This is a genomic window from Streptomyces sp. NPDC050704 (assembly GCF_040654355.1).
Classification (GTDB): Bacteria; Actinomycetota; Actinomycetes; order Streptomycetales; family Streptomycetaceae; genus Streptomyces.
Map to the genome: position 1 here is coordinate 1 of NZ_JBFAHW010000028.1, position 13,849 is coordinate 13,849.

Sequence of the window (13,849 nt, forward strand, 5' to 3'; positions counted from 1 at the left end):
GTTGAATGGGCCCCCGCGCCCCGCCCCTTTAGGGGCGCGGGGCTGTGTCGATATGCGGCTCCGCCGCGTGGGCGCGACCAGCCACATCTGGCCCGCGGCCGTCGTACAACCCAGTGGTGCGCTCAGGCACTGGTGGGCGGATACGGCGGCCGCGCCGGAATCGCCGCACTGGGAGAGGGCAACGGCGGCAACGCAGTCTCATACAGCCAGGCCGCAAACAGGTCATCCAACGGCTCGGCCGAGTACCGGGCCACATGCGCGGTGAAGGCCGCCGATGTCACCGTCCCACCCCGATGCAGCGCAGCCCACCCCCGCAACATCCGAAAGAACGCCGCGTCCCCCAACACACACCGCACCGCGTGCAACACCAACCCACCCCGCTCATAAAGGCGGTCGTCGAACATCAACTTCCGCCCCGGGTCAGCCAACCGCAGGTCCTGCGGCAACGAGGCCAGCTTCCGATGCGCCACACCCGCGAGGGCCTGCGCACCGCGCCCGCCCGACCGCTCCGACCACAACCACTCCGCGTACTTCGCGAACCCCTCGTTCAGCCAGATGTGCCGCCAGTCGGCGATGCTCACACTGTTGCCGAACCACTGGTGGGCCAGCTCGTGCGCGACGAGGCGCTCCGAACCCCGCGCCCCGTCCACGTGGTTGGCGCCGAACAGGGAAAGTCCCTGCGCCTCCACCGGGACGTCCAGCTCCTCCTCGGTGACGACCACCGCGTACTCGCCGAACGGATACGGCCCGAACAGCTCCTCGAACAGCTCCATCATCGCGGGCTGCCGGGCGAAGTCCCGCGAGAAGTCGGTCAGCAGCTCCGCCGGAATGTGCCCGGCCTGCGGCACCCCGCCCAGGCCGGGATCGCCGAGCAGCAGCGTCTGGTACTTCCCGACGGACAGCCCGACCAGATAGCTGGACGTCGGCGCCGACTGCTCGTACACCCAGGTCGTCGTGGACGCCTTCGTCGTACGGGTCAGCAGCCGACCGCCCGCCACCACCGAGTACGCCGACGGCGTGGTGACCGAGATCTGGTACGAGGCCTTGTCCGCCGGGCGGTCGTTGCACGGGTACCAGGACGGCGCGCCCACCGGCTGGCTGGCCACCAGCGCCCCGTCCTCCAGTTCCTCCCAGCCGAGCCCGCCCCAAGGGCTGCGCACCGGCTTGGGGTTGCCCGACCAGTGCACCTCGACCGTGAACGCGGCCCCGGCGCGGATCGGCTTCGCCGGCCGGATCCGCAGCCTGCCGCCCCGGTGCGTGTAGTGCGGCGTGCGGCCGTCGACCCGGATCCGGCCGATCCTGAAGTCGGCCAGGTTCAGCTGGAATTCGGCGAGCGGCGCACGGCCCGCTATGGCGTTGAGCCGCGCGGTGCCGGACAGGCGGTTGGGCCCCGGACGGTAGTCCACGGCGAGTTCGTACCGGTGCACCCGATAACGGGCATCACCGTTCGCCGGGAAGTACGGGTCCGCTCCCGCTGTCTGCTGAGGCACTGAAGTGTCTGCTCCCTGCGCTGTGCTCGTACGGCATGCCGGTATTCCGTCTCCCGGCTCCGTACGAGCCGCGCCTAGGAGCGCCATGCCTCGATCGGATTGCCCAGCCAGCGGGTGCCGTCGGGAACGGATTCCGCAGCCATGACGAGCGAGGCGGGACCCAGTGTGCTGCGGGCACCGACCGTGCTGCCGGGAAGGACGATTCCGCCAGGACCCAGCGTCGCGCCCTCACGGAGGACCACAGTATCCGTCCGCAAGATCCGGTCGTGGAAGAGGTGGGTCTGCAGGACGCAGCCGCGGTTCACGGTGGCGGCGTCCCCGAGGGTCACCAGGTCCGTCTCGGGCAGCCAGTAGCTCTCCACCCACACGCCCTTGCCGATCCGGGCGCCGAGGCCGCGCAGCCACAGGTTCATCACCGGCGTACCGGGCACGGAGCCGGCCAGCCATGGCACGGCCACCACCTCGACGAAGGTGTCGGCCAGCTCGTTGCGCCACACGAAGCCGCTCCACAGCGGGTGCTCACCGGCCTTGTGCCGGCCCACGAGCAGCCACTTCGCGGCCACGGACAGCAGACCCGCGGCGGCCCCGGCGGCCAGCAGCACCACCCCGCCGAGCAGCCAGGCCCATGCCCCGAGCACGCTCAGCGCGGCCACCGTCAGCACGGCCAGCGCGGCCGAGCAGAAGACGGGCACGATCCGGCACAGCTCGACAAGACCGCGCGCCCACAGCAGCCGGGCGGGCGGGTCGTACGTACGGCTCTGGTCCCCGCCCTGCGTGGAACGCGGCAGCTTCACGGGCGGCAGCCCCAGGTACGAGCTGCCCTTCTTGGCCTTCTTCGGCGTCGCGGACAGCACCCCGACCAGTCCGCCGTCCGGCACCGAGCGGCCCGGCGCGGTCATCCCGGAGTTGCCCAGGAAGGCCCGGCGCCCGATCTCCGCCCGCCCGATCCGCATCCAGCCGCCGCCGAGCTCGTACGGGGCGGTCAGCGTGTCGTCGGCCAGGAACGCGCCCTCGCCGACCGTGGTGAGGCTCGGCAGCGCCAGCACGGTCGACACCTCGGCACCCCGCCCGATCCGCATCCCCAGCAGCCGCAGCCACACGGGCGTGATCAGTCCGGCGTACAGCGGGAACAGCGTCTCCCGGGACCGGTCCATCAGCTGGGTGACCGTCCAGGCCTGCCAGCCGATGCGGCTGTGCGTCGGATGCGTACCCGGTCGCAGCCGGAGACTGAGCAGCCGTACGGCGACCAGCAGGAGCAGCGCGTACGCGAGGCCGAAGGCCAGCGTGGCGGGCACCAGCGCGATCGCGGCACCCCGCAGCGCCTCGCCCAGCCCGGCGTCCGGCGTGACGAAGACGCTCGCCACGAGCAGCGCGGCAAGGGCCGCGACCAGCGGCAGCGCGGTCAGAGCGAACCCGGTCGCCCCGTACATCAGACCCCAGTACGTGCCCTTCTCCGGGCGCTCCTTGGGCCAGTCCCGCTTCGCCTTGCCGAGCTTCACCGCGGGCGCGCCGGCCCACCGCTGGCCGGTGGGCACATGCCCCGCCACGGCCGAACCGGGGGCCACCTCGGCCCGCTTGCCCACACGGGCACCCGGGAAGAGCATGCTGCGGGTGCCGACCACGGCGTGCGCGCCCACCTTGACCGCGCCGATCTCAAGCCGGTCGCCGTCCAGCCAGTGGCCCGACAGGTCCACCTCGGACTCCACGGCGGCACCCCGGCCGAGCTTGAGCATGCCGGTCACCGGCGGCAGCGAGTGCAGGTCCACGTCGGGACCGACCTTGGCGCCGAGCGCCCGCGCGTACCGCTCCAGCCAGGACCCGGTCAGCGAGGCCGCCCCGCTGAACTCGGCGAGCCGCTCGGCCGTCCACAGCCGCAGATGCACGCTGCCGCCCCGGGGATACCGCCCGGGCTTCACATCACGCAGCAGCAGTCGCGCACCACCGGCGGCGATCGCGAGCCGGCCCGGCGGGCTGAAGAGCAGGCCGGCCCCGGCGGCGACGAGCCACCAGGAGGCGGTCGGCGCCCACGCGTACGGTCCGAACCAGTGCAGTACGTTGCCGAGCGCGGCCAGCGCCACGGTCCAGCGCAGCCCCAGCAGTGTGAACAGCGGGACGAGCACGAGCAGTTGGATCACCTTGGCCCGCAGCGGAACCGGCGCGATCACCCGCTCCGGGCCGTCGCCCTGCGCGGACTTCTCCAGGTGCCGGGCCAGCTTGCGCAGGACCGGCTGCTGGTAGATGTCGAGCACGGCGGCGCTCGGGTAGCGGGTGCGCAGCTTGGTAGTGAGCTGGGCGGCGGCGAGGCTGCCGCCGCCGATCGCGAAGAAGTCGTCCCGCGCGCCGGACACGGGGATGCCGAGCACCTCGCTCCACTGCTCGGCGAGCCAGGCCTCGGTCCCGTACAGCTGCTCGGCGGGACCGCTCGTCTCCAGCTCGGGCAGCGGCCAGGGCAGCGCGTTGCGGTCGACCTTGCCGGACGTGCGGGTCGGCAGGTCGTCGACGGGCGCGAGCAGCGGGACGAGGGCCGCGGGCAGTTCCGCCCGCAGTTTCTCCACGGCCGTCGCGTGGTCCCAGCCGTCCTGGGTGACCACATAGCCGACGAGCAGCTGGTTGCCGCTGCGTGCGGTGCGTACGGCCGCCGCGGCGCCCGCCACCCCGGGCAGTCCCTGGAGCGCGGTGTCCACCTCGCCCAGCTCGATCCGGCGGCCGCCGAGCTTGACCTGCTCGTCGGCCCGCCCGAGGAAGACAAGACCTTCCGGCTCGGCCTTGACCAGGTCACCGCTGCGGTAGGCGCGCTCCCAGCCGAGGGACTCCAGGGGCGCGTACTTCTCCGCGTCCTTCTCGGGGTCGAGGTAGCGGGCGAGTCCCACTCCGCCGATCACGAGCTGGCCGCTGCCGCCCATCGGCACCGGCTCGCCGGCCTCGTCGACCACGGCCAGCTCCCAGCCGTTCAGCGGCAGCCCGATCCTGATCGGCTCCTCGCCGGTCATCAGGGAGGCGCAGGCGACGACGGTGGCCTCGGTCGGGCCGTACGTGTTCCAGACCTCGCGGCCCTCCGTCACGAGCCGCTGGACCAGCTCGGGCGGGCAGGCCTCACCGCCGAAGATCAGCAGCCGGACCTCGTTGAGGGCCTCCGACTCCCACAGGGAGGCCAGCGTCGGCACCGTGGAGACCACGCTGATCTCCTGCTCCACCAGCCAGGGACCCAGATCGGCGCCGCTGCGCACCTGGGAGCGCGGCACGGGCACCAGACAGGCCCCGTACCGCCAGGCCAGCCACATCTCCTCGCAGGAGGCGTCGAAGGCGACGGACAGACCGGCCATGACACGGTCACCGGGCCCGATCGGGTCCTCGGTGAGGAACAGCCCGGCCTCCGCGTCCACGAAGGCGGCGGCGCTGCGGTGGCTGACGGCCACGCCCTTGGGCTTGCCGGTCGATCCTGAGGTGAAGATGATCCACGCGTCGTGCTCGGTGCCGGGACGCGCGGCGGGAACCTCGCTCCGGCCGTCGACGGTCAGCTCGTGCCCCGCCCCGACGACCGCGCGCACCTGGGCCTCCCCGAAGACCAGCTCGGCCCGCTCGTCCGGGTCCTCGGCGTCCACCGGCACATAGGCGGCGCCGGCGGCCAGTACGGCGAGAACGGCGACGTACAGCTCGTTGGTCCCGGAGGGGACGCGCACACCGACCCGGTCACCGAGCCCGACGCCCGCGTCGGCGAGCCGCCGCCGCAGCGCCTCCACCTCGACGGCCAGCGCACGGTAGGTGAGGGCGACGTTTCCGTCGTCAAGGGCGGGCTCGTCGGGGTACGAGCGGACGGACGCCTCGAAGATGTCGACAAGGGTGCGCGGCGCGGACGCCGATCCGCCGGAGAACCGTGCGTGGTCGCCGAAACCCTCGCCCAACTCACCGTCGAGCAGGGGGAGATCCTCGTGCAGGGCGGGACTCTCGTATACGGCGGCCATCGGATCCTCGCGTCTCAACCCGGACATCCGGGCTGCTGGGGGTCCCGCAGGTCTGCCTGGGGTTGTTCCGCTCCAGCTCCGATCAAGCGTCATATCGTAGTACGACGTTAACTTTGGGCGACTGTGTCGGCCACACGGACCGGCCTCCGGAGGGCCCCGCGAAGGGGTCGGACTCGACGGGCCCACGTGCTCTGACGTGGGGTTCTGTCCGGTCGGGAGCCGTCCGACGAGAGATCCCACACACTTGCCCGCGCGCGAGGCGGTGCGCGAGGTGGTGCACGTGGGTCAGGGGGTGCCGGCCGTCCCTGTGAGGCTCGGCATTAGGGCCATCTCCCCACAGTCACATGACTACACTCGCGCCCCATGCGTCAGGCCAGTCCGATCATGCGGCGGAACGAAACAGACAGCCACCTGTCAGGTGCCGACACTTCCGCCCGGTTCAGAAAGACCGTGCAGTACGGGGCCGTTGCGGCCGGGCACGCCCACCGCTGGGCGTCCGTCGGCGAGCGCCGCCGAAGGCTGCCGGACATCGCGGAGTTATGCCGGAGCAGGCAGACTCCGAGTGCCCGCGGGCACCTCAACCCCCTTGTGATTCATGCCACTTGGCCTGCCGAAGGGGGCGGTGTCCGATGAAGGGCCGGCACAAGCAGTCCCGGGACCCGCGCGGCCACTGGCTGCTGCTGATACTCGTCCTCCCCGCGATGTTCGGGGCGCTGCTCTTCGAGGGCTGGACCAACCACGAGGTCGACGCCGCGATTTCGCGCCGCGCCTGCACCACACCCGTACCGGCCTCCGTCGCCGGCGGCGGGCCCGTACTCCGCTTCACCGGCGACCGGGTGGACTCCGCCTCGATGCCCGCCCGCACCGTCGCCCTCACCTTCGACGGCGGACCCGACCCCGTGTGGACGCCCCGCCTGCTCGACCTGCTGCGCGAGAACCGCGCCCACGCCACCTTCTTCCTCTACGGGTCCCGGGCGGCCCGCTATCCGGAACTGGTGCGGCGCATCCGCGCCGAGGGACACGACATCGGCTCGAACACCTACACCGGCGCCGCGCTGGGCGAGACCTCGTCTGCCCGCTTCAGAATGGAACTGTCCCTCACGCAGGCCGCGCTGAAGGGCGCCGCGGGAGTGGACACCCATCTGCTCCGGATGCCGCAGACCACCTCGGTGGCCACCCTGTGCGGCCCCGAGTGGAAGGCGGCCAGGCGCGCCGCCTCGGAGGACTACCTCGTGGTCGCCGCCGATCCGGGGTCCAGGAAGCCCGCACAGGGCCTGGTGCGGCAGTTCAGCCAGACGCCGACCGCGTACCAGGAGACCCGGAGGCTGCTCCGGGACCGCAGCGTCGACCGGTTCATCACCGTCTCGGACGGGCTCCGGCTGCCCAAGCCCAACTTCCCGGCGTCCAGCGCCGACCAGTGGTACGGCACGGCCCTGATCTGGGTCACCACCGTCGGGCAGACCTTTTCGAGGGCCATGACCTGGGCGCTCGGCATCGCCGGCGGCCTCGGGGTGCTGCGGCTGGTGCTGCTCGCCCTCTTCGCCCGCGCCCATGTCCGGCGTCTCGAACGGTTCCGCCCCGGTTCGCCCCGGCTGCGGGAGATCACCGCGCCGGTCACGGTGCTCGTCCCCGCGTACAACGAAGAGGCGGGCATCGAGTCCACCGTCCGCTCCCTGCTCGCCTCCACCCACGCGAACCTGCAGATCATCGTGATCGACGACGGCTCGACGGACCGCACGGCGGACCTCGCCGAGAGAATCGGCGATCCCCGCGTGGAAGTGGTCCGGCAGCCGAACGCGGGCAAGGCCGCCGCCCTCAACACCGGCCTCGGCCGGGCACGGCACGACATCGTGGTCATGGTCGACGCCGACACCGTCTTCGAACCCGACGCCATCCACCAGCTCGTCCAGCCCCTCGCGCACCCGGCCGTCGGCGCCGTCAGCGGCAACACCAAGGTCGGCAACCGGCGCCATCTGCTGGGGAAGTGGCAGCACCTGGAGTACTGCTTCGGCTTCAACCTCGACCGCCGGATGTTCGAGGTCCTGGAGTGCATGACCACCGTCCCCGGAGCCATCGGCGCCTTCCGCCGGGACGCGCTGATGGGCGTCGGCGGCGTCAGCGAGGACACCCTCGCCGAGGACACCGACCTCACGATGGCCCTGTGGCGGGCCGGCTGGCGCGTGGTCTACGAGGAGACCGCCGTCGCCTGGACCGAGGTGCCGCAGTCACTGCGCCAGCTCTGGCGGCAGCGCTACCGCTGGTGCTACGGCACGATCCAGGCCATGTGGAAGCACCGCCGCGCCCTCGTCGAACTGGGCCCCGCCGGGCGCTTCGGCCGACGCGGACTGACCTATCTCGCGCTCTTCCAGGTCGCGCTTCCGCTGTTCGCGCCGATCATCGACATCTTCGCCCTGTACGGCCTGCTCTTCTCCGACTCACGGCTGTCGGCGTGGGTGTGGCTCTCCTTCCTCCTCGTCCAACTGGTCTGCGCCGGTTACGCGTTGAGACTGGACGGCGAGCGGGTGCGGGCCCTGTGGTCGATGCCCTTCCAGCTCTTCGTCTACCGGCAGCTGATGTATCTGGTCGTCATCCAGTCCGTGGTCGCCGCCCTGCTCGGCAACCGGCTCAAGTGGCACCGGATGCAACGCTCCGGCACGGCCGCTGAACAGATCGGTGGGCCGCCCACGTACAAGAGTCTGCCGACGAGGTGACCGGATGAGCTGACCCGATGAGCTGACTGGACAGACCCATGAGCGACTGGAGCGACCACAGCCCCACAGCCGACCGGAACCGCCGGAGGCAGGAGGAGCCGCGCCTCGTCACGGGGCAGATGTGGCGCGAGCCCGTCTCTCCGCCCCCGGCGCCGGCTCCACCGCCCCAGGCGGGGGTCTCACCGGAGATGCCGGCCTGGCGCGTGATGGTCCCTCCCGACCCCGGCAAGGCCCCGCCGACCGAGGTCCTGCCCGGCGGGCCCGTGCCCGACATCCACCTGCTCGACACGGCCCCGCTCGCCGTCGCCCCGGACATCACGGACCTCCCTGGGTCCGCGCGCCGACCGGGCGACGGCGTCGGCGGCACCGGCACCGGCACCGGCACCGGAGGCGGTGGCATCGGACGCGGCGGCCGCTCCGCCCGCTCGATCCGCTCAGGCCCCGGTGGCAGGTTCCCCAAGCCCCGCCCCAGCCGACGCCGCCGGATCACCCGGGCGCTGATCCTCCTGCTCTCCCTCGGGCTCCTGTCCTCCGTCGGTACGTACGTCTGGGCCGACACCCGGCTCAACCGCGAGGTCGACCTCGACGCGTTCCCCGACCGCCCGGCGCCGGGCAAGGGCACCAACTACCTGATCGTGGGTTCCGACAGCCGAGAGGGACTCTCCGACCAGGAGCGCAAGGACCTGAGCACCGGCTCGGCCGAGGGCCGCCGCACCGACTCGATGATCCTGCTGCACACCGGCGCCAACGGCACCACGATGATGAGCCTGCCGAGGGACTCCTATGTGACCGTCCCGCCCTTCCTGCGGACCGACACCGGCAGGACCTTCCGCGCCGAGAAGAACAAGCTGAACGCCGCGTTCTCGCTGGGCGGCCCCAACCTCCTCGTACGGACCGTGGAGGCCAACACCGGGCTGCGCATCGACCACTACGCGGAGATCGGTTTCGCGGGCTTCGTCGGGATCGTGAACGCGGTCGGCGGCGTGGACATCTGCCTGGACCGGGCCGTCAAGGACAAGAGCTCGGGCGCGGACCTGCCGAAGGGCTGCCAGACCCTCGACGGAACCGAGGCACTCGCCTTCGTCCGGCAGCGCAAACAGGAGGCGCAGGGCGACCTCGGCCGCACCCGCAACCAGCAGAAGTTCCTGGCCGCACTCGCCGCCAAGGCCGCCACCACGGATGTCGCACTCAACCCGGCCAAGGCCTACCCGACCCTCAGCGCGGGCCTCGGCACACTGACCGTCGACAAGGACACGGGCCTACGCGATCTCATGTCCCTGTTCCAGGCGATGCGGGCCGTCACGGCCGGCAACGGCCGACAGATCAATGTCCCCGTGTCCAACCCCGGCCTCGTCACCTCCAAGGGCAGCGCCGTGCAGTGGGACGAACCGCGGGCGAAGCAGCTCTTCACCGAACTGAAGGGCGACCTGCCGGTGACCTACCAGGAGAAGAACTGACTCCGCCGTATGCGCCGATACGCCGTATCGGCGCATACGGCCGGAAACGCGAACGGTGCCGACCAGGATCTGGTCGGCACCGGATGTATGTGGTGCAAGTGTCCGAGGGGGGACTTGAACCCCCACGCCCGATAAAGGGCACTAGCACCTCAAGCTAGCGCGTCTGCCATTCCGCCACCCGGACCAGGTGTCTGTCGCGCGGGGTTCCCCTCGCGGCGACGGAGGAAACATTACCAGGCTTTCGAGGGCCCCCGATCACGGGCCGACGGGGTGTGAACCGCGTGTGACGACGCGGGGCCGCCCTTGGGGAGGAGGGCTCGGAGAGAGAGGATGAGGGGGGAACACCAGCAGTGACCGTGGGAGGAAGCAGCGTGAGCGAGCCGGACACGACCAGGAGCATCACGGGTGAGGACGAGGTCGTCGACCTCTGCCGCGAGCTGATCCAGATCGACACCAGCAACTACGGCGACCACTCGGGGCCGGGAGAGCGCAAGGCCGCCGAGTACGTCGCCGAGAAGCTCGCCGAGGTGGGACTCGAACCGCGGATCTTCGAGTCGCACCAGGGCCGTGCCTCCACGGTGGTCCGGATCGAGGGAGAGGACCGCTCGCGGCCCGGGCTGCTCATCCACGGCCACACCGACGTCGTACCGGCCAACGCCGCGGACTGGACGCACCACCCCTTCTCCGGCGAGATCGCCGACGGCTGTGTGTGGGGCCGTGGCGCGGTCGACATGAAGGACATGGACGCGATGACCCTCGCGGTCGTACGCGACCGGGTGCGCAGCGGACGCAAGCCTCCCCGGGACATCGTGCTGGCCTTCCTGGCCGACGAGGAGGCGGGCGGCAAGTTCGGCGCCAAGCACCTCGTCGACAAGCACCCCGACCTCTTCGAGGGCGTGACCGAGGCGATCGGCGAGGTCGGCGGGTTCTCCTTCACGGTCAACGAGCAGCTGCGGCTGTATCTCGTCGAGACCGCCCAGAAGGGCATGCACTGGATGAAGCTGACCGTGGACGGCACCGCCGGGCACGGTTCGATGATCCACCGGGACAACGCGATCACCGAGCTGTCCGAGGCCGTCGGCCGCCTCGGGCGGCACAAGTTCCCGGTGCGCGTGACCAAGACGCTGCGGCACTTCCTCGACGAGCTCGGCGACGCGCTCGGCACCGAGCTCGACCCGGAGAACATGGACGAGACGCTCGCCAGGCTCGGCGGCATCGCCAAGCTCATCGGCGCCTCGCTGCAGAACACCGCCAACCCGACCCAGCTGGGCGCCGGCTACAAGGTCAACGTCATCCCGGGCCAGGCGACCGCGCACGTCGACGCCCGGTACCTGCCGGGTTACGAGGAGGAGTTCCTCGCCGACCTGGACCGGATCCTCGGCCCGAACGTGAAGCGCGAGGACGTGCACGCCGACAAGGCCCTGGAGACCACCTTCGACGGAGCCCTCGTGGACGCCATGCAGACCGCGTTGGTGGCCGAGGACCCGATCGCCCGGGCCGTGCCGTACATGCTCTCGGCCGGCACCGACGCCAAGTCCTTCGACGACCTCGGCATCCGCTGCTTCGGCTTCGCGCCGCTGAAGCTGCCGCCGGAGCTGGACTTCGCCGGGATGTTCCACGGTGTCGACGAGCGGGTGCCGGTCGACGCCCTGAAGTTCGGGGTGCGGGTCCTCGACCGCTTCATCGAGGCGTCCTGAGGGGTTCCGGGACGTCGTCCCGAGGCGTCCTGGGGTATTCGCACGGCGAAGCGTCCGGAATTAACCCGCTGAAACGACACTCCAATAATCGCCAGCGCGTACGGAGTCGACTGAGAAGAGTGAATGCGCTCATAAGCTCGTAGCCCTATTACTCCCTCCTCGTTACTGCTGATGTGATCCGCAGCTGGGATCGCATTTGCCAACCAGGAGGAATAATGATCAAGAAGATCGTCGCCGCTGCTGCCGCCACGGGTGGCCTCGTTCTCGCGGGTGCGGGCATCGCCGCCGCTGACGCCGGTGCGCAGGGTGCTGCCGTGCACTCGCCCGGCGTGCTTTCCGGCAACGTCATCCAGGCGCCGATTCACGTGCCGGTGAACGTCTGCGGCAACACGGTCTCCGTGATCGGTCTGCTGAACCCCGCCTTCGGCAACACCTGCGTCAACCACTGACGTTGTGCCTCGCCCCATGAGGATCTGAACCTCCCTATGGGGCTGGACCCCCTCAGGGTCTGAGTCCGCGGCCCCGGAGTGCACGCCATGCGCTCCGGGGCCGCCGACTTTCCGCATTCCACGATTCCGTGCACGCGCACGCGCATTTCGAGCGCGTGCGCGTTCCTGGAGCCACGAAGCTACAAGGCAGGGAAAAGCTATGCGACAGGTCACCCGCAAGGGCCTGATGACCGTGGCGGCCGCGACCGGCGTCCTGGCCGCCACCGGCGGTTACGCGCACGCCGACTCGGGGGCGCACGGCACCGCCTCGGACTCCCCGGGCGTGCTCTCGGGGAACTCGGTGCAGGCGCCGGTGCACGCGCCGGTGAACGTCTGCGGCAACACCGTGAACGTGGTCGGGCTGCTCAACCCGGCGATGGGCAACAGCTGCGCCAACCAGGGCGGCGGTGGCTCCGGCAAGCCGTCGTCCGGTGGCGGATCGCAGGCCGGGGGGCACACCAGTAACTCGCCGGGCGTGGGCTCGGGCAACCATGTACAGGTCCCGGTGGACGTGCCGGTCAACGTCTGCGGCAACAGCGTCTCCGTCGGCGGTGTCGGCAACGCGGCCACGGGCAACGACTGCGGGAACACGTCGGGCGGGCACGGGACGACGCCTCCTGGGTACGGGGAGCCGAACACTCCGGGCAACCCCGGTCAGCCCGGTGACCCCGAGGAGCCGGGCAGGCCGGGGGAGCCCGGTAACCCGGGACAGCCGGGACAGCCGGGTGAGCCGGGGCAGCCTGGACAGCCGCCGTCCTCGGGCGGAGGGAACCCGGGCTCGTCGGACCCGAATCACCCGGGCGCCCAGACCGTCACGCAGCCCAAGGGCAGCGCTCAGCTCGCGCAGACCGGCGGTGACCTGCCGCTCGGCGTCATGCTGCCGGTGGGCGCGGGCGCACTGCTGATGGGCACCGTGCTCTACCGCAAGGCGCGCGCCTCGGCGTGAAACGGCGCCGTGACGCCATGAACAGCGTCATGGCACGACAAATGCCTCATAGGCAGGCGAAACGGAGCGGGCCCCGCCACTGCGGGGCCCGCTCCGTTTCAGCCGTCCTGAGTCACCACGTGGCTCGCAGCTGGCGGATGATCCGCCGGCGCAGCCGCACCCTGCGGCTGCCGTCGGGGTGCAGGCTGAGGCGGTCCAACTCCCAGTGTCCGTACTCCGCATGGTCCGTCAGCAGGCGTGTGGTCTCCTTGCGGGAGACCCCGCGCGGTACGTAGACGTCGACAAATTCGTATTCCGGCATCGCATCTATTGTGCGTGCGGAGGCCGTGTACGGATAGCGTCTGCACTATGTCTGATGCTGCGCAGCCCACCGCTGCCGAGGTACGCGCCGCCGCCGAGGCGGTCAAGGCCGCGCTCGACCGTCACCTGGCGGCGGTCGAGCGCAGGTCGGGTGAGGACGACCCGGCCGTCTACGAGGCGTTCAACGAGCTGGCCGCGGCCGCCGAGGAGTACGACGAGCTTCTCTACGACCGCTACGACGAGGTCACTCCCTTCGAGATCCCCGGTACGGACGACACGTTGCCGCCGTACACGGGGCCGGAGGAGCCCAACGCGCTGAGCGTGCTGATCCGCCGGGACTACGCGGTGGTGGAGCCGCAGCGGTTGCTGGCGCAGGCCCAGCGGGTGGAGGCCGTCGAGGAGTCCGGGGCCGCGGCCGCGGGGTTCGACGCGGCGTCCGGCACCGTGCACGGCGCGCTGGGAGTCCTGTTCGGCGAGTTCGAACCGGACGAGATCGCCTCCCGGCACAAGGAGTTCGGCCTGGAGGAGGGTGACTCCACGCTGTGGGTCACCGCCGCGGACGAACCGGCCGACCCCGGCGAGTGGCTGGAGTCCCCGTTCGACCAGGCCGACACCCACCGGATCGTGTGCCGCTTCGACGTCAGCGCCGTCTTCGACGACGAGACCGAGGACGACATCGACGACGAGGCCGAGGACGAGCTGGAGGACGGCCCCGGGCCCGTTCGCGTCGCTGAACTGGACGAGGACGAGGACTTGGAGCCGTTGGACGCGGACCGCTGACGCTTCGTACTGGTGGCG

9 protein-coding genes and 1 tRNA gene are annotated in these 13,849 nt (G+C 71.0%); 6 read left to right on the forward strand and 4 right to left on the reverse strand.

The window, feature by feature from the left end; translation table 11 throughout:
- Nucleotides 1-122: 122 nt before the first annotated feature.
- Both AB0I18_RS18300 and AB0I18_RS18305 read right to left on the reverse strand, forming a co-directional pair.
- Nucleotides 123-1,577: a M1 family metallopeptidase gene (locus AB0I18_RS18300; protein ID WP_363106521.1), complete on the reverse strand. Its 1,455-nt coding sequence runs from the start codon at nt 1,575-1,577 to the stop codon at nt 123-125.
- Nucleotides 1,565-5,452 (reverse strand): Pls/PosA family non-ribosomal peptide synthetase, encoded by a 3,888-nt coding sequence (locus AB0I18_RS18305; RefSeq protein ID WP_363106522.1) that lies wholly within the window; start codon nt 5,450-5,452, stop codon nt 1,565-1,567. Before AB0I18_RS18305 ends, AB0I18_RS18300 begins: the two co-directional genes overlap by 13 nt.
- Before the next feature lie 629 nt (nt 5,453-6,081).
- On the opposite strand from AB0I18_RS18305, the gene AB0I18_RS18310 reads away from it, so the two are divergent.
- Both AB0I18_RS18310 and AB0I18_RS18315 read left to right on the forward strand, forming a co-directional pair.
- The gene (locus AB0I18_RS18310) at nt 6,082-8,163 is read left to right on the forward strand and encodes a bifunctional polysaccharide deacetylase/glycosyltransferase family 2 protein (RefSeq protein ID WP_363106523.1); all 2,082 of its coding nucleotides are present in this window, start codon (nt 6,082-6,084) and stop codon (nt 8,161-8,163) included.
- Nucleotides 8,164-8,201: 38 nt separating this feature from the next.
- Nucleotides 8,202-9,620 (forward strand): LCP family protein, encoded by a 1,419-nt coding sequence (locus AB0I18_RS18315; RefSeq protein ID WP_363106524.1) that lies wholly within the window; start codon nt 8,202-8,204, stop codon nt 9,618-9,620.
- Between the two features lie 99 nt (nt 9,621-9,719).
- On the opposite strand, the gene AB0I18_RS18320 is transcribed toward AB0I18_RS18315, so the two are convergent.
- Nucleotides 9,720-9,804 (reverse strand) — tRNA-Leu (locus AB0I18_RS18320).
- 187 nt (nt 9,805-9,991) lie between these two features.
- On the opposite strand from AB0I18_RS18320, the gene AB0I18_RS18325 reads away from it, so the two are divergent.
- From AB0I18_RS18325 to AB0I18_RS18335, 3 genes are all read left to right on the forward strand, one after another.
- Nucleotides 9,992-11,317, forward strand: coding sequence for a M20/M25/M40 family metallo-hydrolase (locus AB0I18_RS18325; RefSeq protein ID WP_363106525.1), 1,326 nt, complete (start codon nt 9,992-9,994; stop codon nt 11,315-11,317).
- Nucleotides 11,318-11,532: 215 nt separating this feature from the next.
- The gene (gene chpH / locus AB0I18_RS18330; protein WP_363106526.1) at nt 11,533-11,766 is read left to right on the forward strand and encodes a chaplin ChpH; all 234 of its coding nucleotides are present in this window, start codon (nt 11,533-11,535) and stop codon (nt 11,764-11,766) included.
- A 199-nt stretch (nt 11,767-11,965) separates the two neighbouring features.
- A complete protein-coding gene (locus AB0I18_RS18335; protein WP_363106527.1) occupies nt 11,966-12,751 on the forward strand; it encodes a chaplin family protein in 786 nt (261 codons plus the stop codon).
- A 112-nt stretch (nt 12,752-12,863) separates the two neighbouring features.
- Here the strand turns inward: AB0I18_RS18335 and AB0I18_RS18340 are convergent, their stop codons facing one another.
- Nucleotides 12,864-13,052: a DUF5703 family protein gene (locus AB0I18_RS18340; RefSeq protein ID WP_363106528.1), complete on the reverse strand. Its 189-nt coding sequence runs from the start codon at nt 13,050-13,052 to the stop codon at nt 12,864-12,866.
- Between the two features lie 47 nt (nt 13,053-13,099).
- On the opposite strand from AB0I18_RS18340, the gene AB0I18_RS18345 reads away from it, so the two are divergent.
- Nucleotides 13,100-13,831, forward strand: coding sequence for a hypothetical protein (locus tag AB0I18_RS18345; RefSeq protein WP_363106529.1), 732 nt, complete (start codon nt 13,100-13,102; stop codon nt 13,829-13,831).
- The last annotated feature ends 18 nt before the right edge of the window (nt 13,832-13,849 follow it).